Here is a 21667-nt window from a genome sequence, read left to right as displayed (position 1 = left end):
CATTTTCACTCAAGATGGATCAAATTGGGCTTTGCGATCAATGAAAATAAACTTTATACAACAAAAATAGGCCGATGATTAATGAAATTACTCCCGTAGTGATCAATAGTCCGTATTTATCAATTAATTTATTCCAAATTTGATACACAGTATCTGGACAATAGAGCCTAAATAAGCCACCAATTAGTATTAACCAAGCAAAAATCGTAACAATAACAGGCCAACCCATTACCCATACGTTATGACTAATAACCATTAATAAACCAATAATTAAGGTTATTATGCCAACAACTAACATTACAGCACGTTGCCCCATTAATTCTCTCATTGCGGTAACTACAATTTCACGTCTTATAAGTAAAAGCAGGCTCACAATTACCAAATACCAACCTAATACAGCAGCTAGAAAATTGGTATTCATAACAATCTCCTGAAAACAATTCTCCTATATAAATTATAGTTCAAAATACCCCTCAATCACGTGGTGAAATAAGTAAAAAACGCTAAACTTATAGATATAAGGTTTGGCTCAAAGGATTCTTAAATGAACACCCAATTTACCGCAAATGTATACTGCAAAGAAGAAAGAATCGCGACCCAAACTGGAACTGATATCGACCAGCTTTATGCTTGGATGCTCATTCAGGTCAATGGATATTTTGGTGACATTCGCGGTGAAATTATTGATAATAAGACCCATAAAACCATTAGAACATTTCGCAAAGCACCTATAGAATAATGCTACCCGTCCCTAGTTTAATTGAACAATGATCCACTACACGAATTAAATAATAACAAAAGAATTATTGACTAAGATCAAGAAGCTCATACAATCAATGCTTTTACTCTAAGGACAGCCATGAGTGCTCGTAGAAAAACATCCTCATTTAACCTATTTTGGTTGCTCAACTACATTTCAATTGCATCCGTTTCGGCAGCGATTATCACCCCTGCTTTGCCCAAAATCCAGGCGGAGTATCTTTTAGGCCCAGGAGCCGTTGAATGGATCGTCTCCGCATTTTTGATTGGCTATGTGGTAGGTCAATTAATCTATGGACCCCTCGCTAACCGATTTGGGCGTTTAAAAGCGCTACGCACAGGGCTAGTAATTAATCTATTCGGGATTGTTATTTGTTTGCTTGCTTTGTTACAAGGCAGCTATTGGTTGCTTGTGAGTGGAAGGTTAATTACCGCTTTAGGTTCTGCCAGTGGGCTTGCATGTACCTTCATGTTAATTAATGAATGGTTACCTGAGTCACAACGCAAAACGGCTATGGCCTACTCTGTGTTGTCTTTTGCACTGGGGATTGGGATCGCTGTAGTAGTTGGTGGATTAATTACTGAATATCTTCACTGGCAAGGATGTTTTTGGATTTTACTCATGCATGGTGTAATAATGCTTTGGGGCACCTGTGTATTTAGCGAAACATTAATGCATCCTAAATCGATACATGTTTTAACGATTATCCGTGATTATTATGCCGCCCTATCTTCTGCAAAACTGGTGATTTATTCATTAGTGGTGGGCTGTTGTTCTGCAATATCTTATTGCTTTTCTGCTGCAGGACCTCAAATCGCAGAAGAGTTATTGAAGCTTTCAGCAGCAGAATATGGCTATTGGAATATACTCAACATTATGGGTATGCTCTTTGGCGGATTATTTTCCAAACAATTACTGTCTCGTTTCTCAGCAAATCAGCTCATTTCGATTGGTTTTCTTGGCGTTGCCGTAGGGATACTTAATTTATTGATGATGTGGCATTTCGAGAGTCAATCGACGTTATGGTTTTTCCTGATTACATCCAGTTTATATTTATTTAGTAGTTTCCTCTTTTCAGGAGGTTCATTTGTAGCTTCTAACGCACTAAAGGACAAAGCCAGTGCTGCGGCCATGATGAGTTTTGTTAACATGTGCTTTGCAACACTCAGTGTCATTTTAATGGGCTATTTAATGATAAATCCTTTATTAAGTTTTATTATTATTTTAAGTATTGTTTGGCTACTTGTTGTCGGACTATTAATGATGAAGATTTTGATGATAAATAATTCGTTGATGTTATCTGGGGATTCAGAGTAAGTATCTACGCCTCATAGCGTGGAATAGGAGGCAATCCATGTCACGAAACCATATACCTCAAACACTGCAAAATTTTTTAAATTTGAGCAATACAAAACCCGCTGTTTTTGTGCCTGAAGAGGTTCGTGATCTTGCAGAAAAAACAGCGGAAGCTTTTGCGCTGCCTAAATTATTTGTACCCTTGATCAGTAGCCTGGTGCTGCAACTGGCTGATCGGGTGATACCAACACGAATTTATCATCCGGCCCCACAAAAAAAATTACCTTTAATGATTTATTTTCATGGAGGCGGACATCTCTCAGGAAGTATAGATACCCATGATGCGCTTTGCCGGCGCATCGCGGTTAGCAGCCAAACTGTAGTTCTCTCTGTGGGCTATCGTTTAGCCCCAGAATTTCCATACCCAGCTGGGTTGGAGGATTGTATTGCAGTGTTTGAACGAAAGGCTGAATTACTTAAAGCGTTTCAAGTAAATACCGAACAGGTTTTCTTAGCAGGTGATAGTGCTGGAGGAAATTTAGCACTATCAGTCTGCCATCAAATGAAAAAACTGGGCGATGCTTCGATTAAAGGATTAGTGTTAATTTATCCTTCTACTGATTTCTCTATGAACTATGATTCATATCAACGGAATGGAGAAGGTTTTTTGCTCACACGAGAAAAAATTAAATGGTATTTTGATAATTATTTTAGAAATGGAGGTGATCGCATTCAAGCATCACCCATGTATTTCCAACATTTAGAATTATTGCCACCTTGTTATATCGCAGCAGCAGAATATGATCCTTTGTTTGATGAAGCACTTGCGTTTGCAAAAAAAATAGAAAACTTGGGGGTTTCTGTAATCCTTGAAGAATTTAAGGGAATGATTCATGTCTTTGCACAACTTGAAATATTTGTCCCTGATCAGGTTTTTCAATTAATTCAATCTATAGAACATTTTATCAAGTCTCAGTCTCTTTATTAGCCACACCCTCATTCCGAGCATCGCGACGGCTTTCCTCAATGCAGCGCGATCTTCTAATTGGGGGATCCCTCGCTACGCTTGGGATAACGGGTAAAAATTTTTTGATTACGCTGCGCTATTCTGGACTACTATAAGCTCACTTAAAAAGTATCAAATCCCTTATACTCTTCCCAAGTAAGCTGCTCATAAGTACATTCTTCTACAACAGCAAGTTGCGGCCCTTCCTTTAGCCATTCGTAAAATAGTTCAAGGTTTTCAACAGAACCACAAGCAAAAACCTCTACACGCCCATCATCAAGATTTCGTGCCCAACCGGTAATACCCAGTTTTATTGCTTCTTTTTGGGCCGAGGCGCGATACCACACTCCCTGAACTTTTCCAGAGATAAAACATTTCATACATGCTTGATTCAACATATTCATTTTCTGATTGGTTTTTGAATCAATAAAGTTTATCTTATTTTAAGCTCTGCTTACAGTTCGCCAAATTGATCCAAAATAGCAGCTTTGTAAGCAGGCACTAAGAAAAAGGAGATAAAAATGGCTATATGGTTTAAAGAAATTTCTCTCGAGTCTCTAAATCAGTTTGGTAAAAAATACCATGTCGGAGTTTCTTGGCATTCAATTTATTGAAATAGGTGATAATTTTTAAAAGCAACCATGCCAGTCAATGAGCGCACCAAACAGCCCATAGGCATTCTTCACGGTGGTGCCAATGTCGCCTTATCGGAAACAGTAGCCAGCACGGCAGCAAATGCAGTGATAGATATAAGTCAATTTTTTTGTGTTGGTTTAGAAATTAATGCCAATCATATTCACTCCGTGAAACAAGGCATTGTTACTGCCATCACCTCCCCTATCCATATAGGACGCTCCACTCATGTTTGGGAAGTTAAGATTTTTAATGAAGAACAAAAACTAACATGCATTTCGAGAATGACTGCGTCCGTAATCAATCACCCCAGAGAATAAGCATTACCTATAAGAGGCCAAATATTTTTTTCAGGAGTGTGATACACTAAACTGCTGTTTATTTATTCATAACTGTTTATGAAACCCAATCAGACGCTTAAAAATCGTGGTGCTCTTAGTAATCCAGATGGCCGGTTCGAGCCTGAAACTCGCGAGTCTTTCGCGGATGATTGGGATATTGAAGAAGAGATTCTTCCTCCTCTGGAAACATTTTTATTGCCCGAACATTCCAAATCAATAATCAGTCGTAATAATTCTCCTGATCTAGGCTTTGAACAGTCAATTAATCCCTATCGAGGGTGTGAACATGGTTGTATTTATTGTTACGCCAGACCCAGCCATTCTTATGTAAATTTGTCCCCGGGGAATCGATTTTGAAACCAAAATCTTCTATAAAGTTGATGCTACAAAGCTTTTAGAAAAAGAAATTAATAAATCAAATTACACGTGCAAGCCCATCGTCTTAGGAGCAAATACAGATCCCTATCAACCCGCAGAGGCGAAACTGGAAATTACTCGCAGTCTTTTAAAAGTATTAGCGAAGTACCATCACCCCGTAATTATTATTACCAAAAATGCACTTATAGAACGTGATTTAGATATCTTGTTTGATATGGGGAAACAAAATCTGGCCAAAGTTGCAATAAGTATCACCTCGCTTTCCACCGATTTAAAGCGAATTATGGAGCCAAGAACTACCCGCACCCTCAGGAAGATTAAGAATCATAAAACGCTTAACTGAAAACGGGATACCTACTCGTGTTTTGGTTGCTCCTGTTATTCCGATGATCAATGACATGGAAATGGAAAAAATCTTGCACGCTGCGGCGAACTCTGGAGCCAGGCATGCCGATTATGTGTTGATTCGCTTGCCTCATGAAGTAAACGAATTATTTAAAGAATGGCTTGCGCAACACTTTCCTCAACGCGCCGAACATGTGATGAGCCTTATTCGGCAAATGCGGGGAGGAAAAGAATATGATGCACGGTTTGGCAGCCGCATGCGTGGTGAAGGAGAATATGCCAATCTTTTAAATACTCGATTTCAGCTTGCTTGTAAAAAATTTCGCTTAAATGTTGAACCTGATCCCTATTTAACACGGAGTAAGTTTTGTAAAAAAGAGGATTTAACCAACAAACAATTAAATTTATGGGAAGATGAATGGTAAGTATTCAAAACATGTTAGCGGAATAATCAATCACGAGTCCTTTTTGAATTTTTTTCAATCACTTAGTATTAAAATATGCATTTTTTGGTGAAAACTTATGCAAAATAAAAAATAAACTCTATACTTAAGCTGAGTGAAAAAAAAAAGTAAAACCAAGGAGGATGTAATGAGTAAAAGTTCATGCATTTCAAAAGTGTTAAGTACAGGTATTATTGTCGGTTCAATATTTTTCGCCGTAGGTTATACATCCATTGCCAGTGCAGCTCAAGGCTGCGGACATGGATATCATAGGAATATGTATAATCAATGCGTATTAAATCGTCCAGGACCATATGCTAGACCAGCTCCATATCATCACAATTGCTGGAGAAATGCATGGGGTCAATTACGTTGCAGATAATCTAATCTCCGATTGGCCTTACCTTTTTAGGTAAGGCCAATGATCAGAAAACTATTTATTTCTTTTTATTCGAATGAGATTCGACCTTGGATTTCTCCTGAGCATGTTTCATTTTATCAGGATGAGCTGAATGTTGTTGATCGTGACGGCGTGCATCTTGAGACTCATTTTTAAATTTATTATGTTTTGACATGTTACTTTCTCCTTTGCGATTAAAATTCCATCCATAGAATTTAAACTTAGTTCGCCTTCCTTGAAAAAGCAAATTATTATCCTATTTAATCTCATGCGATATGTATCATCGTTATCCAACGCGCAACTTAACCCATAAATTCAGTGGTTGTAATTTAAAAAGTAAGTTAAAGTAACTTCAATGAAACATTATTTAAACATGGACTGTTCATGACTCCTGAAATAAATGACATTTTAAGGAAAATAAAAGAACAAAAACCTTTTGTATTGACTATTACCAATTATTTTCCTATGGGTTATGTAGCAAGCGGAATACGCAGTGTTGGCGGCTTCCCAATAATGTGTAGTGCCGAAGAAGAAGTTGAGGAATTACTGAAAATATCGAAAGCAGTGGTAATCAATCTGGGCAAATTAGATAACGCTTTTGTTAAACTGAGTAACCACATCTGTAAAACAGCAAATCAAATGAATATTCCCATCATTTTAGATCCAGTGGGAGCGGGAGCAACCCGATACCGAACTGATGTTGCAACCAATCTGATTAAAAAACATCAAATTTCTATTATCCGTGGCTATCCTAATGAAATTGCGAGTTTGCTGACTGGCGAACTCGTCATCCACGATAATAATCATCTGATCGAAGACAAAACAATAATTGAACAAGCTAAGTCCTTATCAAAAAAACATAAGCTTGTTGTCGTCGTCAGCGGGAAAAGACATTGGGTTGTCAACTCCAATCAGATGGATCAATTTAATTTTGATTCAGCTATGGTTCAAAAAGTAGCGGGGATAGGCAATTTACTTTCAGCAATTATTAGTGTTTTTAATTCCGTAGTCCAAGATCATTTTTGGGCTGCCAAAAATGCGGTACATTTTTACGCCGACTGCGTTGGCCCAACTTCTTCTAGTGCGTCCGGTCCTGCATCATTGATTATTGGGATAATCGATAAAATCTACATTAATGCAACAAAAGCACAACTGTTTACTTAGATGAATCAATAAGATGCAGCTTGGACTTTGGTCCATGCTACATATTATTTAAGTTTGTAGCGTCGAATTAGTGCCGATCTAAGCAGACACCATAAAGCTACTTAGTAAAGACCATAAAAGCAAATATCCCCTGGTCTACCAGAACTTGAAAATTACGCCAAGATTGATGTCGTGCAATTTGGGAGAAGGTTTCAATTTCTTCAGGATAATCATCAGCTCGCGGATGTTCCATACGGACGATAATTTCATCGCCATCGATTTCAGGATTACTCTCTAACATTCGCGATTGCAAAGCATCAAGCCATTCATCACGCGTTTGATTCTGTTTGCGTACCCCATCCACCATTAATAAAAAACCATTAGGATTGAGTTTCTGTTTGCAGACAGCAATAAAACGTTCCTTCTCATCCAGAGATAAATGATGAACCGCATAACTGGTATAAATGACATCAACAGAAGCGGTTAAACGCGGGAGTGCGGAAGTCATATTATCTGCAATAAACTCTTTTTCACAATGAAGGGACGCTAATGTGTTTTCTGCCATTTTTAAAACATTTTGGGCTGCATCAATACCAATATATTTTTTTATGGGAGTTGCAGCAAGCACAGGTAGAACGGTACTACTATCCCCGCACCCCACATCCACAAAGCAAAAAGTTCGGTTTCCTATATGTGTTGAGAGAAATTTTTGCAATGCCTGCAACATCTCACGATGATATAAGGTATTATTTTTCAGAGCACTTTGGTATCGTTGCCAATTCTCATTAAAGTACTCACTCGCATTAGTCATAACTTATGGCCCTAATTTTTTTGGTCAACAAATAATAGCAACTCTCATCGATCAGGTATACTTAAACGATTAGAGACATAACCGTCGCAGATTGCACAAAATAGAACTAAATGATAAAATTTGCACCACCTAGCAAATACATAGGCCATATATGAACTATTTTTTTTCACTGCTTTTAGCTTTATTTTTTTCCGCAAGTTGCCTTGCTGGGCCTATATCTGAAGTAAGTTTGCGCGATAAAATTGGCCAAATGCTTCTTATTGGTTTTGACGGAAAAAAAATTAATGCAAAATCGCCAATAGTCAAAACAATTGAAGAAAATAATATTGGAGGTGTCATTTTATTCGACTACAACTATCATACAAACACGTTTGATAAAAATATTGAAAGTCCGGAACAAGTAAAAAAGACTGAATCATGAACTGCAATACTATGCGGAGCAAGGTAATTTGCAACATCATCGAATGCAATTACCTCTTTTGATTTCCGTAGATTATGAAGGGGGACAGGTAAATCGCTTAGGTGAGCAATATGGATTTCCTCCAACCTTATCTGCTGCCGAAGTCGGCAAAAGAGGGATAAAGGAGGCTGAGTCTACTGCGAAATCTATAAGTCAAACTCTAAAAAAAAACGGAATTTAATTTAGATTTTGCCCCGGAACTGGATGTAAACGTCAATCCAGACAATCCAGTGATTGGGAAAAAAGATCGAAGCTTCTCCAGCGATCCCAAACAGGTCACCCGCTTAGCACGTATTTACACCCATCATTTCCTAAATCAAAGAATTCAATGTGCTTATAAACACTTTCCAGGTCATGGGAGTTCGACTAAAGACTCACACCTAGGCTTTGTGGATGTTACAGAAACCTGGCACCCTTATGAGTTAGAGCCTTTTACACGCCTGATCAACTCTAATGAAACATGCGGTGTCGTCATGACCGCACATATTGTGAATCGTCAACTTGATCGATCTGGACTACCAGCCACTCTATCTCATAAAATATTAACTGACCTGCTGCGCAATCAACTCCATTTTAAAGGCGTCATTATTACAGATGACATGCAAATGAAAGCCATTAGCGAGAATTATGGTCTTGAACAGGCTTTAGTACTGGCCATCAATGCTGGCGCAGATATGCTGATATTTGGAAACAATTTATCTGTTCCAGAACAAAATCCAGCCCAAGTTATTGACATCATAGAAGCTAAAGTCCAATCCGGTGAAATCAGTCAACAACGAATCAATGAAGCCTATCAGCATATAGTGACTTTAAAAAAATCGTTATAGGTTTGACGCAATGTAGCCTGAATGCTTCCCTCATCAAAAACGCTTCATCCAGGCTTTAAATCAATTTTTACCCTACCCGTTTAAATTGAATGGATACATCCACATCCATACCAGGTGAAACAGTGAGCTTGCCTTTTGCGCTGCCTGAGGTTTTTGAAAAAATGCCGCTCAGGTTACCGTATTCTGTTTTGATAGTTACCATTCCATTAACACAAATTCCCTTCAGTTGCGTGGTATTATGGTCTGGGCACACGAGACTGCCTGAGCGTTTGTCAGCAGTAACTTCTATGTTTAAATTACCCTCTTTATCGACAGCACTGACTGTTCCTGCTCCATTATAAACACATTCTCCGATTAACCAATTAGTCGCCTTGCCTGAACCAGACCAATTTCCGGGAATATCATCACACGAATTTGAGCCCGAATTAAAAGTAAAATCAGCATGCGCTAGGTGTGCAAAAGACAGTGCGGCAACTGTAAATCCTACGAGTAATTTTTGTTTCATGGTTTTTCCTTATGAGTAGCCTAATACAAACACAACATGTTTGTGACTGGTTAAATTCGGAACCATTATTACGTTATAGAATTACAAGTGCAATCGAAAAGAAACAGAATGAGAAAATAAATCCCAAATTACCTAAGAGGCTCCAGAACAATTCCTTAGCCTAACTTGCTCATTCTGCTGATTTCTTTGTTAGCCATTAGAAATTTGAGTACGAGGTGAAGAACATTCATATACAAATAAATGTATGGGTTTAGTTTGCTTGTGAATGACTGGAATTATTTTATGATGCGATAATGCAGCGATTGATTGGCACTGATTAAAAAATCGCTCCGCACATTGTTTTGTCTCTCTAAAATCAATATAGGTTATTTTGTTAATTCTTCCTCTGGATAATGAATTTAAAAAAGCCTCTCCCCAATATTGATATTGATTGATATCACCACAAGGAATTGCATACACAGGTTCATTGGGCATAAAGAAATTCAATGCTGCAGCATTAGTATAATAACCAGTAACTATAGGTTGTTCTTTCTTTATCATTTCAAGTGAGTGAATCGCTTTGTTGAGTACTGTATAAGCCCTGCCTTTTTTCAAATAGTAAGCGATGGGCCATGAATTAATAACGATCATAATAATGCTAAGGGACAGAAAAAATGGATAAACTATCATGAAAAAACGTTGGTAATTATATTGGGTAATGAGGTAACCCGTGATCAGCGCGAGGTTCATTCCCAACGGCGTCAAGTAAACCACTCGAGCATCCCCTCCTAATAAAGTCGCTGTAATCCAAAAACCCAGGCCGGCAAGCAATACCGCATAAGACAATTCCAAAATCGCATTCTTGGATGTATTTTTACTCTTTTGATACTTAAACCATCCCAATGCAGCCAATACCAGGAAAACGGAGTAATTAAGCACCAATGCCCCTATGAGTTCAAAGAGACAATGAACGATCGTCGTGTTGGTTTGGGTTTGACTGTGAAAATTTAATAAATAAGTAATTGATATCCAATTATGATTGATATTCCAATAAATTACAGGAGAAACCATGAGAATAATGATTAAACTCGCAAGGTAAAAATGCATGCTTTTAAAGAGTTGTCTCTGTTGTGAAAAAACAACATACAGCAACAACCCGATTACGCTAACAACAGCAGTATATTTAGATAAAATCATGGCACCAATAAACAAGGCACACAGATAGAGATCAAGAATTCGTTTGCGGGAAATATAACGAGCAAAATAATAGAAGGACAAGACAGTAAATAAATTTAATGGGGCATCGTATAAAACGCGAACAAAAATACTTTCCGTAGTCGTGGGCAAAGCGACCCAGATCAATGCACTAATTAATCCTGTTCGCTGATCATGCAGGAGACAACCTGTTCTGTATATATAATAGGCGCCCCCAATCAAACATAAAAAACCGACAATATTTATAGAAAAGAAAGTATTTCCAAACATGGCTTGAGAAATATGGAAAAAATAAGCAATCATTGGTGGGCCATCAAAATAGGACCAAGCCAGGTGTTTTCCCCAAGCGTAATAATAAAAGCTCGTAATGGTAGGAACTATGAAAAAAGTTGCTAGAAACAAGAATCCGATATAAATAATTAGAAAGGGCTTTGTTGCTTTTTCATTCCACATAAATCACCAAGTTCCTTTTGCTCTGGGGTCTGTTTAGCTTTCTACTATTTTGGCTATTTCAGCTCAAGCTAGCAAAATCGACACAAACCGTATTTTATAAGATTGGACTGGATAATATCACAATAATCATTTAATACACACTAAAAACAAATGGTTATTGAGTACCAGTCACCTTTTTGTCTTGGGGAATAGTTTGTCTAGGATTGGGTAAAATTTCCACAACATGCGCCAACCATTTTTTATTATCTGCGCGAATAAGAGTATTGGTGCGTCCATAAATAGAATCATTTAAATTGCAATTTATTAACGACGCTAATGTTCCGTCGCATCGGACTTTATAATAATTTCGATTCTGGGTCAGTGCTTGAATTTGATATTTGGTTAAAAGTTTGCCAAAAGGAGTATTCGTATGCAGCACTTCTGCGATCATGCTCTTTGATAATGCATTAAAGTTCATAGTAATAAATGCGAGCTCGACAACCATGGCCTCTTTTTTTGATTGTGCTAAATTGGGCTCATTCCTTTCTTTATTGCTATCAATCAGCATGACAATCGAGCGGCGATAAGTATTATTCTCCGGATCCTGATTTGCAACAATTGTTTTTATAATTGCACGACGACCGTAATACTTCTCGATACTTGGTGTCATTAAAGGTTGAGTTAATAGTTCATTGTAAGGGCTGGGCAATTGAGCAGAACCTACTTTCCTACCTATTTTACTTATTTCGGCGAGTTTATTGATCTCGACTTGAATTTTTTTTGATTCAGGAGCTCCATTAACTACTATGGCTTTGAAGAGTAACATCATGGCCATAAGAGGGAAGAAAAGAACAAGTTTTTTAATCATCTTGATTATTAATATCATGTACACTCAGCTTGGTTTGAATTTTAGAGATGTTTTAAGTGCGATGATATAAGAGGTTGAGGTAAAGGATCAATCGTGCTTCAAAAGTGAATATTGGGTTCACTAAAAAATGAGGGATACGGTCTAAAGTAAAAATCCGCAGCTCGAGGCTGCGGATTTAGAAATTACATGGTAAAGCAACGGACACGTTCTTCTTCTTTATCGTCTTTATCTTCTTCTTGCTTGTCCTCATTCACCACTTCTTGCTGCTCTGTTGGCTCTACTTCTTGTTTTTGTTCAGGTGACGCTGGATTAGTGTTCTCTTCCAGTTCTTCTTCCTCATTTAAATTAAGCCTATCAAGAACATTTAACATGGATGCCAATGCAAGTGTTAACCTTAACTCTGCTGGTGCTGGTATGGTATGGAAATGACCATTTGGGCAAATAAAATGAATATGGCCCTGAGGACAAAGAAAACCAGGTACTGTTCTAGGAGCAAAACCAAAAAAGGAATTTGTATTTCTTGGTTGTTCATTTTGTTCTGGGGTTTGTTGTTGTGCCTCTTCAGACTCAAGTCCTTGTTGTGAGCTTTCTTGTTCTAAAGTTTCCTGTGAGCTATCTAAACTCTCTTGGTTTTCTTCGGTACTTTCCTGTGAGCTGTGCAAACTTTTTTCTTCGTCAGTCTTTTTTTCAACTTTAGGTGAGCCTGGTGGTGTGTGAGGCATATCTTTGCTCCTTAAGAATTAAAATAATTAAAATTCCGATAAAAGTAAACTTTTGAAAAGAAGCTCGTTTTGTCACGACTCTGTCTTTTCAGGAAGCAAGTTTACAGTTAATTTACAAATTTTGGTAGGCCAAATAAACAATTATATTTATTTTTCGCACTATTATTTAGAATGGTCAATTGGAGTCAATGTTATTGATTTTAAAACAAATAATTGTATTATAAATGAGCAAGCTATTTTGACCCAACAAGCAATTTAGGCTATAGCTTAGGTAATCGAAGATCAATACCAGTTCCAATGGGACTGGTTATTAAAACTGAGTAACCATGATGAACTCTCAATACCTGGATAAATATGTAGTCACACAAATGGTTATAGGCTTAGTCATTCTTCTGCTCACACCATTGATGTCTGTTCATAGTCTGATCTTGCAGATCATTGGTTCAGTATTTTTTATTATCGGTTTTTTGATCCTAATCATTGCGGCAAAACAATTAGGAGCAGCTTTAACACCGGTTGTCACCCCGAAACAAAACACTCAGCTCGTTACCTCAGGAATTTACGGTATCGTTAGGCACCCAATCTATGCAGGAGTAATTGCAATGGCTATTGGCTGGTCTGTATTCTGGGGCGCACTACTCTCTTTCATTACTTCATTAATTTTAATCATTTTTTTCGATTTCAAAGCAAAAAAAGAAGAAATTTTATTAAGCAAAAAATATTCTGAATATGAACAATACAAGTCAAAGGTAAAGAAAAAAATAATTCCCTTTATTTATTAAGCGAGTCATAAATTTATTTGAATCCTTTGATTATGGAGATATATTTAAAATAACCCATGTCAAAATAGAGTCGAAGGTGGGTTATTTTTGATTTTATCATCCCCGCCAAGTCGGGAATGCAAATCCAATGTAACTGAATATCAATCTAAAAAAAATGACCAAACTCGGCAACATAGAATAATGAGATCATTCATGAATGCATACCAACAATTAGAACAACATTTTAAAAAATATTATGACTTTGAAAATCTGGCGGCAATTGTCTCCTGGGATGAAGCCTCTATGATGCCGGCTGGCGGTGGTAAGGCACGAGCAGAAGCTTTAGCCACCTTAAGTGCTGTCCAACATGATTGGCTAACCCATAAAAAAGTAGGCGACTTAATCAAACAAGCCAAGGAAATTGATCATTTAACAACCTGGCAGCAAAAAAATCTTTATTGGATGGAGAAAGAATATCTGCAAGCAACCTGTATCCCAGTACATTTAGTCGAAGAATTTACTAATGAATCGTTAATCTGCGGCCAGGCATGGCGCGAATTACGTGCAAACAATGACTGGAAATCATTTAAGCCTTATCTGGAAAAATTATTTCAAAAAATAAAAACCATTGCAGAAATTAAATCACAAACATTTAATAAATCGCCTCTGGATGTTTTGATCGATGAGTATTCGCCAGATTTAGATTGTAAAACGATTACACCTATCTTTAATTTACTGAAACATGAGCTACCCAAGTTAATTCCCCAAATTATTGAAAAGCAAAAGGATCGGCAGATAAAAGCAATAACAGGCGATTTTCCAGTAGAAAAGCAAAAGCAGCTTGGAATGGAAATAATGGCGCGTCTGGGTTTTGATTTTAATCACGGAAGGCTGGATGTGAGCCATCATCCGTTTTGTGGCGGCATCTCTAGTGATGTTCGCATTACAACCCGCTACAAAGAACATGAGTTTTTATCATCATTAATGGCAATTACCCATGAAACCGGACATGCACTCTACGAACAAGGCTTACCTACAGAATGGAGTATACAACCAGTTGGGCATTCTTTAGGGATGGCTGTTCATGAGAGTCAATCCTTATTTATTGAAATGCAAATTTGCAGAAGTTTGGAATACATCCATTTCCTAGTACCAATAGCACAAAAATATTTTAAGGATGTAGCCAATATAACGGAAGAAAATATTCTTTATCATGATACAAAAGTAGAGCCTGGTTTAATTCGTGTTGATGCAGATGAAGTAACTTATCCCTTACATGTGATACTTCGATATGAAATCGAGCAACAACTCTTTGCTTCCGAAATTACTATTGCAGACTTGCCTGAGGTCTGGGATTCATCCATGCAGAAGTATTTAGGATTATCTACAAAAGGTGATGATAAAAACGGAGTGATGCAAGATGTTCATTGGCCTTCAGGAATTTTTGGATACTTTCCAGCCTATACTTTCGGAGCATTAATTGCTGCTCAATTATTCTCAGCAGTAAAAAAATCACTTCCTGATCTCAAGGAACAGCTAAAACAAGGGGATTTTAAATCATTGTTACATTGGTTAAGAACGCATATTCATGAAAAAGGACGATTATTGCCTTATCAAGAACTTTTACGCCAGGCAACAGGCGAAGAATTAAATCCAGATTTTTATTTTGCCCACATTAAAGAGCGCTATTTATAAAAAGATAACTCCACTTTCGTGATTAAAATGAGGTGATTTTAAAGCAGCAACACAGCATATAACCCGAGCATATCAAGGGATCTCCTATCGCAATACCGTGCTACAACATGGAGTTCCCTCGCTACACTTGGAATGACGGCTAGCCATTTTTAGATTTCTAGTAGAATTATTATCCGACCCTATAGGTTGAGGCAAAACTTGAACCAACGTACGCTACAATCACGTCGTTGTCATTCTCGCAAGGGCGGAATGACCTACGATTTTTCAACACACTCGCTTTTAACCGGAAAAAGAATAATTAAACGAGTTCATGATTTTTGGTGCGCTGTACCAGCTTTATAAACTGTTGTAACTCACAAGCATCCCCACCACAAGCAGGAATAGAAACAGGATGGTCATTATATGTAATTTTTACAAGATAATAATTTTCATCACGTTCATACAGTGAGAAATTAAGATTTGAAGCATATGGTGGTGCATTCTCCAAAGGAGCACCCAAAAAACTCAATGCACTGGCAATTGTCGTATCATGAGCAGATAATAAAACATATTTAAGTTTGGCATTTTTCTCACTACCCCCTTTGAGATAATTAGCAATGTTTGTCATGAGTTTGCCGCTGTAGGCAGCTGCTACTTGTGGCGGCCTTTCTTGAGCCATAAAAGCCCAATTACTGGCAGCAATAATCGTTTCAATATCCTCAGTACTCAGCCCAACAGGCATTGGCGCATTGTGTATTTGATGTATATATAAGGCATCACCGAGTAATTGAAGATCATTCAAGCTACCAATTTGTGCACCTATAAATGCGCTCCAAAGTGGATATTTATCTTTGAGCTCATCATTTTTTTGCTGCCATTCTTTTGTTGAGTATACATACTGCTCCATCAACTTTGCCCGTTCCGCAGGACTTACTTGCTGGAGAATTACCTCGTCATATTTAGCAGGTGCACTAAAAATAGGTATAGGCTGAACACCATAAGGTAAAGCAGGAATAGAAGAGTCCGTATTCGGGCCGGTCCCTGGGGGGTATAATCCCATTAATAAAGACTGAGCGCTCATAAGCGTACGTTCATAACCAGTAGACCGAATATACAGGGTCCCTTGCTCATAGTGATCGGGTAATAAGTGAGCTTGTTCCACATATCTTCTACGAAACTCGACCCCCAGCTTATACTCTTGCCGCATGCCTTCGGCTGTTAACTGACCTGGACCTTCTCGCCATTGATAATTTACTGCAGGGAGCGGAATAATTGGTGTTCTATCCCCATGCCGAATAATATCAACAGCAAAAACTAGTGTATCACCAGCGAATAAGATCGACGGTGCACTCAATAGCAATAAACAACTTAGGCGAAATTTATAACCCATTTATTTGTAACTCCTTGTAGGAATTTATTCATTTTCTAGCGGACGCTGTCATCTGGTAATAATTATTTCAAACATGCTGGGATAACTAATTGTCACCAGTCCAAGTTTTATATTTGCACTATGATGAGTATGACGACAAAAATCAAGACTTTTCTAAGCGTTGGTTTTATTAGGCTCTATTGACCAATTGAAGGTTGGGACTTGGCCCAACCTAGGTGCTCAATCCCGAATTCGGGAACTGCTTCTGCTCTCAATAAATCCTCAGGTACGGAGGTCATCCATGAACCCCTTATTAACTAAAGGATTCTGCATTCGGAGTTTTTCTTGGGCTTCTCCTTATCCTCACTGCCATAGACAGGCAATGGTTTTTCATTCACTTTATCCTGATTTAATATAGTTACGGTCATATTGACTTGGTCCACCGAACCGTCAGGATTTTTCGCCCCAGATGCATAATCAATAGCATCAACATTTTTCCAACCTGTTACTTTTTGGATAAAATCATCACCACTTTTTAATTCAACAAAAATCTGCCTATCGGGATCAATAAGGTGATATTTATCTTCTTCTCTGTAGATAATGTACGCATGATCGAACTCGTTGTCCAAACTAACTAACATCAATTCGCCTGAGTGCAGCCGATCTTTCAAGGAAGAAAAAAATTCCTGGCGGGTTCCCTTATAAACTGTTTGATAATCATCCTCAATATAGTCCTCCATGGGATCATCTGCACCTTCTCGATAACTTGGTATTTCCCTGGGTTCCGCATTTTCAAGCAACAGACGAGCTCCTTCAAGAGCGCACCATTGACAATTTCCCTCATTCTTTGGAACTCCATTTTTAATGGGATTTATTCGCCTAAGTTTTTGCAATTTTTCTTGCATGGTACTACCCATCACTCTGATTAACCTAAGAGAATTATAGTACAATTTTTAATCAGTCAATTATGGAGCAAATAAATGGGGATTGCATTAACTGCTTGATTGACAACCCCTTTCCAACCATCTAGAGTTTAAATACATAAGGGATGGAGATACAGCATGAAGCTTGTTAGGCATCTTGTTTTTATGAATCTGCTAATGATTAGTCTCTTTGCTCACAGTAATCCAATCACTATAGGCATTTTAAAATTTGCTCCACCTTTCTCATCAGTAGACAGCCATAATCATTATTTTGGATTTGCTGTTGATCTCATGAGAGAGATATGCAAACGCATTGATGCACCATGTATCTATAAAGCAACCGATTTTGATACCCAATTAAATGATCTGCAGGCAGGCGTTATTGACGTTACCTTTTTAGTAAGTCCATTAACCGATACAGAGTCAGAACATTATCAATTCAGTATGCCTTATATCACCAGTAAGGGACAATTTGTATCACTAAAAAACTCAGACATTCATTCAATAGATGATATTAAAAACAAAAAAATTGGCGTACTGCAAGCGACCTTGCTTCAATACAGTGTTCTACCTCAATATACTTCCCAAGAAAATATTAAAGTGTATCCCAAAATTACGGTATTAATCTCTGCACTCAATCACCATGACATTGACGTCGCATTAATGAATGCAAATGTTGCCAAATACCTACTCAACAATATCCTGAAAGGTTTTCAACTGGTAGGAAAACCTATCACTGTAGGAAATGGATATGGGATCATTGCGCTTAAAAAAAATGCCGCGATCATTACGAAAATAAATGAGGCCTTATTACAAATAGAAGCCGATGGAACCTATTTAACTCTTTATCGTAAATATTTTGGTGGTTACATTAAAGAGATATTACCTGACTGAGGTAAACGCTCCTGCAATAACAATTAAAGGAGCTGCTTTATTGGCAAAGTGATGATAAATTCACTGCCCTTTCCTGCATCACTATGAATTGAAATTGTTCCATGATGTTCTTGAACAATGCTATAGGAAATGGATAGACCTAAACCAGTCCCCTGACCAACCGGTTTCGTAGTAAAAAAAGGCTCGAAAATCCTGGCCATTGTTTCTTTACTCATACCAGTACCTGTGTCACGAATACGAATCAAAACGTGCTCATGTTCCTTGCTTGTAGTAATCGTAATTTCCCCCTGATCAGGAATTGCATGCGCTGCATTAATAAGAATATTCATAAACACCTGATTGATTTTCCCAGGGAAACACTCTATTTGAGGAATATCCCCATAATTTTTCTTAATGGTAATACGATCACGAAATGAATTATTTAATAAGGTTAATGTGGAATCGATATTCTCGTGAATATTAATCCGTTTCAATGCGCCTTCATCAAGCCGAGAAAAAGTACGTAAGTCTTTCACAATATTTGCTGTGCGCCTTGCCCCCTCTTCAATACCATTAAGTAAATTATGAGTTTCTTGCAAAGTAAAAGGCAGATCGATTTCATTTTTATATTTTGAAATCTCGATTAATTTATCTTTTATCGATGTGTCAGGGGTAATTTCTGCATATTTATTTAATAATTGCATAATTTCTTCAATATCATTTTTCAAGGGGCCAATATTGGCAGAAATAAAATTAACTGGATTGTTAATTTCATGTGCAATTCCAGCAGTTAATACTCCCAAGGAAGACATTTTTTCTGCTTGAATTAATTGAGTCTCCGCCTGTTTCAACGTGTCTAACGCATGATTTAGCTGAATATTTTTTTCATTTAAATCTTGCGTGCGTTGTTCTACACGCGATTCCAGCTCAATATTAGCTTGCAGTAGTTCGCTTTGTGCTCTTCTACGTTCAGTAATCACAGCAGATAAAACTAAAGTAGTAAAAAATATCACAGCCACAAACGCTTGCAAAAATAATAAGCTGGTTGAAATATTAGTCATATAAAACTCTTTATAACCATGTATTTCAAGCCAAATGACGGAAATTGATATAAAAAATGCGATGAGTGTTGCAAAGCGAGTACTGAAGCGTACAGCGGACCAAACTCCAAAAGGAAGTAAGATGTAGGCTAAAGGATAATGCAACATATAGATTAAGCTAATCGTGAGACCTAACAAAACGATCAAAATAATAAACTCAAGAAATTGAGCTAAATGAAACGTGAATTTTTTTTGGTACCAGGTCATGATAAGTGGTGTCATCACAATAATACCTACAGCATCACCTATCCACCAAACGAACCAATTTTTTAAAACTAACGTGGGCTCAATAAAGCCAAACACAAAAAGTGCGATTATTCCTAAAGTACAACTCGTAAGGGATAGAAGGAAATCGCCACCGAATGTAAAAAGTAGAATATCGCGAACGGTATAGAACGGAGTTTTGGTATGAGTATAGTATTGAATGAATTTTCCAGCCCAAACTGCCTGTAGTCCGGCACCAACACCAATTATTGTGGATGCAATCCAGTTTTGCCATGACATTAGATTACCTAACACAGCAGTCACAATGGTTTCGGAAACTACTATTCCAAAAACCACATTATTTCCATACCATAGTACCATCGCTAAAGCGATACCTGACGGAAGCCAAAGTGGTGTCACCAATGTGTTTGGAATGACCCAAATGTTACTTGCAAAACCGCCTAATGTATAAAGAAAGCCTGTGACTAGATTCTGGTAGCAGAATCGCCAAGTTTTTATTGTATTGAGGCTCATGTTTTCTTTCCAAGTACTCGATAAAGCTTGATCTTTTCATCCTTGCCTCGAATCATTTGTGGCTCTAACTCTTCAACTCGAATTTCATTGGAAATAGGCTTATAAGTTGTTTCACTAATCAACAAGGTATTGGGTTTATCTTTCGTAAGCTCCTCTATGCGGGATGCAATATTCACGGTATCACCAATAGCGGTATATTCCATATGCTCACTGGTCCCTATATTTCCTGTAATGACCTCTCCCGTATTGATACCAATTCCGATTGTAATCTCATGACCTATGTCATTACGATACGTGTCGTTGAACTCTTTTAGGGCCTCGATCATCATTAATCCTGCAGATACAGCATTTAACTGATTATCGATATGTGAAACAGGCGCGCCAAATAAAGCTAAGATTCCATCACCAATTAATTTATTAATGCAACCATGATTCTCTCGTATTCTTTTAGTCATTAACTCAAAATAGGCATTAAGAAGTTCTACAGTTTTAACAGAACCCAATTTATCCGATAATGAGGTAAATTGGCGTATGTCAGCAAACATGACTGAAATGATGCGGTATTCACCCCGAATGAGCGAATCCTCCCCCTGATCATTTAAAATTTCATCGACTATATTTTTAGGTACATATTTTTGAAACAACTCCATAATTCGCTTTTGATATAATACCTCATGATTCAGTTTTTCAATCAAAGACAACCGCTCTTCCTCAAGGTTTAACATTTTCAATCCAGTATCAATATTAATCTTTAACTCAACTGGATCCCATGGCTTAGTAATATAACGAAATACCCGACCGGTATTAATGGCCTTAATAATTGCTTCAATGTCAGTAAAACCGGTTAAAATCATTCGAATCGTATTGGGATATTCAGGAATAATGGACTCTAAAAATTGCACCCCTGTCATTTCCGGCATTCTTTGGTCAGTAATCACAATTTGAATGTTCTTGTGACGCATAATCTCCATACCCTCGCGTCCAGAGGTCGCAGTATATACGTTGAAATGGCGGCGAAAAGTGGCGACAAAGGCGGTAAGATTATTCGCTTCATCATCAACATAAAGGATATTACACTTTTCTTTATCCATAAGCGCTCTTTTCTAGAAGCAAATTAAAAACCCTATAGATATTTATAGTCTATGGAGAATCACTTTGGCCAGTTTTCGAGAGGTGAGGTAAACGAAGTCTGAACTAAACTTTTATATTGCTTATGAGGCGCCTTCGTAAAGAAAGAGTAAAATTTGTCCAACAGGTCCGGATCCGAGGCAAATTTAGGTAAAATTTTAATACTAAATAAAATTTACAGGCTTTCTATTATGACTAAATCTGTGGTTTTTAGCGTAGACGATGACGAAAAGAGGCAGAAGATCCTTGCGTACTATAGACAATTTATGAATCAACAAAATGCCGAGGATCAATCTTATACTTCTTTAGCTGAATTTAAAAACAGTCAACATTATCAAGACTTATCCGAAGAAGAAAAAGAGAATCTAAAACAATATGAAGGAAAAGATGTAATTGTCCTAGTATTCGATACTCCAGAACAAGCCATAGAATTTATTCGACAAATACAAAAGAAAGGACTCATCAGTGCAGAACAGGCGGAAGAGATAACGACAAGCCTGCAAGAGCTCGAGCCATACAGACCAGGAATGTAATGAG

General features: G+C 37.6%; 22 protein-coding genes and 2 pseudogenes. 12 read left to right on the top strand and 12 right to left on the bottom strand.

The genetic code is table 11. From position 1 onward, the window contains the following. Positions 1-37 precede the first annotated feature (37 nt). Positions 38-421, bottom strand: coding sequence for a DUF308 domain-containing protein (locus EL022_RS08830; RefSeq protein WP_028382032.1), 384 nt, complete (start codon positions 419-421; stop codon positions 38-40). Positions 422-544: 123 nt separating this feature from the next. Between EL022_RS08830 and EL022_RS08825 the strand changes: the two genes are divergently transcribed. From EL022_RS08825 to EL022_RS08815, 3 genes are all read left to right on the top strand, one after another. Beyond that, positions 545-739 carry a hypothetical protein gene (locus EL022_RS08825; protein WP_028382033.1) on the top strand — a complete coding sequence of 65 codons (195 nt, stop codon included), beginning with the start codon at positions 545-547 and terminating at the stop codon, positions 737-739. Between the two features lie 120 nt (positions 740-859). Then, a complete protein-coding gene (locus EL022_RS08820; RefSeq protein WP_028382034.1) occupies positions 860-2077 on the top strand; it encodes an MFS transporter in 1218 nt (405 codons plus the stop codon). Positions 2078-2114: 37 nt separating this feature from the next. Beyond that, positions 2115-3044, top strand: a complete 930-nt coding sequence (locus EL022_RS08815; protein ID WP_028382035.1) for an alpha/beta hydrolase — start codon at positions 2115-2117, stop codon at positions 3042-3044. A gap of 140 nt (positions 3045-3184) precedes the next feature. Here the strand turns inward: EL022_RS08815 and EL022_RS08810 are convergent, their stop codons facing one another. Then, the gene (locus EL022_RS08810) at positions 3185-3460 is read right to left on the bottom strand and encodes an acylphosphatase (protein WP_028382036.1); all 276 of its coding nucleotides are present in this window, start codon (positions 3458-3460) and stop codon (positions 3185-3187) included. A 243-nt stretch (positions 3461-3703) separates the two neighbouring features. Between EL022_RS08810 and EL022_RS08805 the strand changes: the two genes are divergently transcribed. The 3 genes and pseudogenes from EL022_RS08805 to EL022_RS08795 all read left to right on the top strand — a co-directional run bounded on the left by EL022_RS08805 (position 3704) and on the right by EL022_RS08795 (position 5584). Then, positions 3704-4015, top strand: coding sequence for a hotdog fold thioesterase (locus EL022_RS08805; protein ID WP_241972148.1), 312 nt, complete (start codon positions 3704-3706; stop codon positions 4013-4015). Between the two features lie 78 nt (positions 4016-4093). Further along, positions 4094-5184, top strand: a pseudogene (locus EL022_RS16700) (PA0069 family radical SAM protein). A gap of 166 nt (positions 5185-5350) precedes the next feature. Further along, positions 5351-5584 carry a GCG_CRPN prefix-to-repeats domain-containing protein gene (locus tag EL022_RS08795; RefSeq protein WP_028382039.1) on the top strand — a complete coding sequence of 78 codons (234 nt, stop codon included), beginning with the start codon at positions 5351-5353 and terminating at the stop codon, positions 5582-5584. Between the two features lie 55 nt (positions 5585-5639). On the opposite strand, the gene EL022_RS16070 is transcribed toward EL022_RS08795, so the two are convergent. Then, positions 5640-5777 carry a hypothetical protein gene (locus tag EL022_RS16070; protein ID WP_164715639.1) on the bottom strand — a complete coding sequence of 46 codons (138 nt, stop codon included), beginning with the start codon at positions 5775-5777 and terminating at the stop codon, positions 5640-5642. A 209-nt stretch (positions 5778-5986) separates the two neighbouring features. Between EL022_RS16070 and thiM the strand changes: the two genes are divergently transcribed. Next, positions 5987-6766 carry a hydroxyethylthiazole kinase gene (gene thiM, locus EL022_RS08790; protein ID WP_028382040.1) on the top strand — a complete coding sequence of 260 codons (780 nt, stop codon included), beginning with the start codon at positions 5987-5989 and terminating at the stop codon, positions 6764-6766. Between the two features lie 97 nt (positions 6767-6863). Here thiM and EL022_RS08785 read toward each other — a convergent pair whose 3' ends face one another. Next, complete coding sequence (locus tag EL022_RS08785) at positions 6864-7556, bottom strand: class I SAM-dependent methyltransferase (protein ID WP_028382041.1); 693 nt, start codon at positions 7554-7556, stop codon at positions 6864-6866. Between the two features lie 151 nt (positions 7557-7707). Between EL022_RS08785 and EL022_RS08780 the strand changes: the two are divergent. Further along, positions 7708-8843: pseudogene (locus EL022_RS08780) on the top strand (glycoside hydrolase family 3 protein). Between the two features lie 67 nt (positions 8844-8910). Here EL022_RS08780 and EL022_RS08775 read toward each other — a convergent pair. The 4 genes from EL022_RS08775 to EL022_RS08760 all read right to left on the bottom strand — a co-directional run bounded on the left by EL022_RS08775 (position 8911) and on the right by EL022_RS08760 (position 12564). Further along, the gene (locus EL022_RS08775) at positions 8911-9348 is read right to left on the bottom strand and encodes a hypothetical protein (protein WP_028382043.1); all 438 of its coding nucleotides are present in this window, start codon (positions 9346-9348) and stop codon (positions 8911-8913) included. Positions 9349-9537: 189 nt separating this feature from the next. After that, on the bottom strand, positions 9538-10995 hold the full coding sequence (locus EL022_RS08770) for a glycosyltransferase family 39 protein (RefSeq protein ID WP_028382044.1): 1458 nt from the start codon (positions 10993-10995) through the stop codon (positions 9538-9540). A 154-nt stretch (positions 10996-11149) separates the two neighbouring features. Then, complete coding sequence (locus tag EL022_RS08765) at positions 11150-11860, bottom strand: hypothetical protein (protein ID WP_028382045.1); 711 nt, start codon at positions 11858-11860, stop codon at positions 11150-11152. A 164-nt stretch (positions 11861-12024) separates the two neighbouring features. After that, positions 12025-12564, bottom strand: coding sequence for a hypothetical protein (locus EL022_RS08760; protein WP_028382046.1), 540 nt, complete (start codon positions 12562-12564; stop codon positions 12025-12027). A 326-nt stretch (positions 12565-12890) separates the two neighbouring features. Between EL022_RS08760 and EL022_RS08755 the strand changes: the two genes are divergently transcribed. Then, complete coding sequence (locus tag EL022_RS08755; protein WP_051544498.1) at positions 12891-13346, top strand: methyltransferase family protein; 456 nt, start codon at positions 12891-12893, stop codon at positions 13344-13346. Positions 13347-13538: 192 nt separating this feature from the next. Further along, positions 13539-15020, top strand: coding sequence for a carboxypeptidase M32 (locus tag EL022_RS08750; RefSeq protein ID WP_028382047.1), 1482 nt, complete (start codon positions 13539-13541; stop codon positions 15018-15020). A gap of 298 nt (positions 15021-15318) precedes the next feature. Here the strand turns inward: EL022_RS08750 and EL022_RS08745 are convergent, their stop codons facing one another. Beyond that, a complete protein-coding gene (locus tag EL022_RS08745) occupies positions 15319-16389 on the bottom strand; it encodes a histidine phosphatase family protein (RefSeq protein WP_028382048.1) in 1071 nt (356 codons plus the stop codon). A gap of 296 nt (positions 16390-16685) precedes the next feature. Further along, positions 16686-17273, bottom strand: coding sequence for a hypothetical protein (locus EL022_RS08740; protein ID WP_028382049.1), 588 nt, complete (start codon positions 17271-17273; stop codon positions 16686-16688). Positions 17274-17429: 156 nt separating this feature from the next. On the opposite strand from EL022_RS08740, the gene EL022_RS08735 reads away from it, so the two are divergent. Continuing rightward, positions 17430-18185 carry a transporter substrate-binding domain-containing protein gene (locus EL022_RS08735; RefSeq protein ID WP_028382050.1) on the top strand — a complete coding sequence of 252 codons (756 nt, stop codon included), beginning with the start codon at positions 17430-17432 and terminating at the stop codon, positions 18183-18185. A 23-nt stretch (positions 18186-18208) separates the two neighbouring features. Here the strand turns inward: EL022_RS08735 and EL022_RS08730 are convergent, their stop codons facing one another. Both EL022_RS08730 and EL022_RS08725 read right to left on the bottom strand, forming a co-directional pair. After that, positions 18209-20002: an MASE1 domain-containing protein gene (locus tag EL022_RS08730; RefSeq protein ID WP_028382051.1), complete on the bottom strand. Its 1794-nt coding sequence runs from the start codon at positions 20000-20002 to the stop codon at positions 18209-18211. Next, positions 19999-21093 (bottom strand): adenylate/guanylate cyclase domain-containing protein, encoded by a 1095-nt coding sequence (locus tag EL022_RS08725; protein WP_028382052.1) that lies wholly within the window; start codon positions 21091-21093, stop codon positions 19999-20001. The genes EL022_RS08730 and EL022_RS08725 overlap by 4 nt, the downstream gene beginning before the upstream one ends. A gap of 228 nt (positions 21094-21321) precedes the next feature. On the opposite strand from EL022_RS08725, the gene EL022_RS08720 reads away from it, so the two are divergent. Continuing rightward, complete coding sequence (locus tag EL022_RS08720; protein WP_028382053.1) at positions 21322-21663, top strand: hypothetical protein; 342 nt, start codon at positions 21322-21324, stop codon at positions 21661-21663. The last annotated feature ends 4 nt before the right edge of the window (positions 21664-21667 follow it).

It is taken from the genome of Legionella cherrii, assembly GCF_900635815.1.
Taxonomy (GTDB): Bacteria; Pseudomonadota; Gammaproteobacteria; order Legionellales; family Legionellaceae; genus Legionella; species Legionella cherrii.
The sequence above is the reverse complement of the archived record's forward strand: the minus strand, read 5'-3'. Positions and strand labels throughout refer to the sequence as shown.

Excerpts from the sequence above, each read along its gene's own strand:
- EL022_RS16070 (WP_164715639.1), bottom strand. The coding sequence starts at position 5,777 with ATGTCAAAACATAATAAATTTAAAAATGAGTCTCAAGATGCACGCCGT.
- EL022_RS08725 (WP_028382052.1), bottom strand. The coding sequence starts at position 21,093 with ATGGATAAAGAAAAGTGTAATATCCTTTATGTTGATGATGAAGCGAAT.
- EL022_RS08740 (WP_028382049.1), bottom strand. The coding sequence starts at position 17,273 with ATGCAAGAAAAATTGCAAAAACTTAGGCGAATAAATCCCATTAAAAAT.
- EL022_RS08830 (WP_028382032.1), bottom strand. The coding sequence starts at position 421 with ATGAATACCAATTTTCTAGCTGCTGTATTAGGTTGGTATTTGGTAATT.
- EL022_RS08825 (WP_028382033.1), top strand. The coding sequence starts at position 545 with ATGAACACCCAATTTACCGCAAATGTATACTGCAAAGAAGAAAGAATC.
- EL022_RS08805 (WP_241972148.1), top strand. The coding sequence starts at position 3,704 with ATGCCAGTCAATGAGCGCACCAAACAGCCCATAGGCATTCTTCACGGT.
- EL022_RS08750 (WP_028382047.1), top strand. The coding sequence starts at position 13,539 with ATGAATGCATACCAACAATTAGAACAACATTTTAAAAAATATTATGAC.
- thiM (WP_028382040.1), top strand. The coding sequence starts at position 5,987 with ATGACTCCTGAAATAAATGACATTTTAAGGAAAATAAAAGAACAAAAA.
- EL022_RS08815 (WP_028382035.1), top strand. The coding sequence starts at position 2,115 with ATGTCACGAAACCATATACCTCAAACACTGCAAAATTTTTTAAATTTG.
- EL022_RS08720 (WP_028382053.1), top strand. The coding sequence starts at position 21,322 with ATGACTAAATCTGTGGTTTTTAGCGTAGACGATGACGAAAAGAGGCAG.
- EL022_RS08730 (WP_028382051.1), bottom strand. The coding sequence starts at position 20,002 with ATGAGCCTCAATACAATAAAAACTTGGCGATTCTGCTACCAGAATCTA.
- EL022_RS08820 (WP_028382034.1), top strand. The coding sequence starts at position 860 with ATGAGTGCTCGTAGAAAAACATCCTCATTTAACCTATTTTGGTTGCTC.
- EL022_RS08770 (WP_028382044.1), bottom strand. The coding sequence starts at position 10,995 with ATGTGGAATGAAAAAGCAACAAAGCCCTTTCTAATTATTTATATCGGA.
- EL022_RS08765 (WP_028382045.1), bottom strand. The coding sequence starts at position 11,860 with ATGATATTAATAATCAAGATGATTAAAAAACTTGTTCTTTTCTTCCCT.
- EL022_RS08795 (WP_028382039.1), top strand. The coding sequence starts at position 5,351 with ATGAGTAAAAGTTCATGCATTTCAAAAGTGTTAAGTACAGGTATTATT.
- EL022_RS08760 (WP_028382046.1), bottom strand. The coding sequence starts at position 12,564 with ATGCCTCACACACCACCAGGCTCACCTAAAGTTGAAAAAAAGACTGAC.
- EL022_RS08785 (WP_028382041.1), bottom strand. The coding sequence starts at position 7,556 with ATGACTAATGCGAGTGAGTACTTTAATGAGAATTGGCAACGATACCAA.
- EL022_RS08745 (WP_028382048.1), bottom strand. The coding sequence starts at position 16,389 with ATGGGTTATAAATTTCGCCTAAGTTGTTTATTGCTATTGAGTGCACCG.
- EL022_RS08755 (WP_051544498.1), top strand. The coding sequence starts at position 12,891 with ATGATGAACTCTCAATACCTGGATAAATATGTAGTCACACAAATGGTT.
- EL022_RS08775 (WP_028382043.1), bottom strand. The coding sequence starts at position 9,348 with ATGAAACAAAAATTACTCGTAGGATTTACAGTTGCCGCACTGTCTTTT.
- EL022_RS08735 (WP_028382050.1), top strand. The coding sequence starts at position 17,430 with ATGAAGCTTGTTAGGCATCTTGTTTTTATGAATCTGCTAATGATTAGT.
- EL022_RS08810 (WP_028382036.1), bottom strand. The coding sequence starts at position 3,460 with ATGTTGAATCAAGCATGTATGAAATGTTTTATCTCTGGAAAAGTTCAG.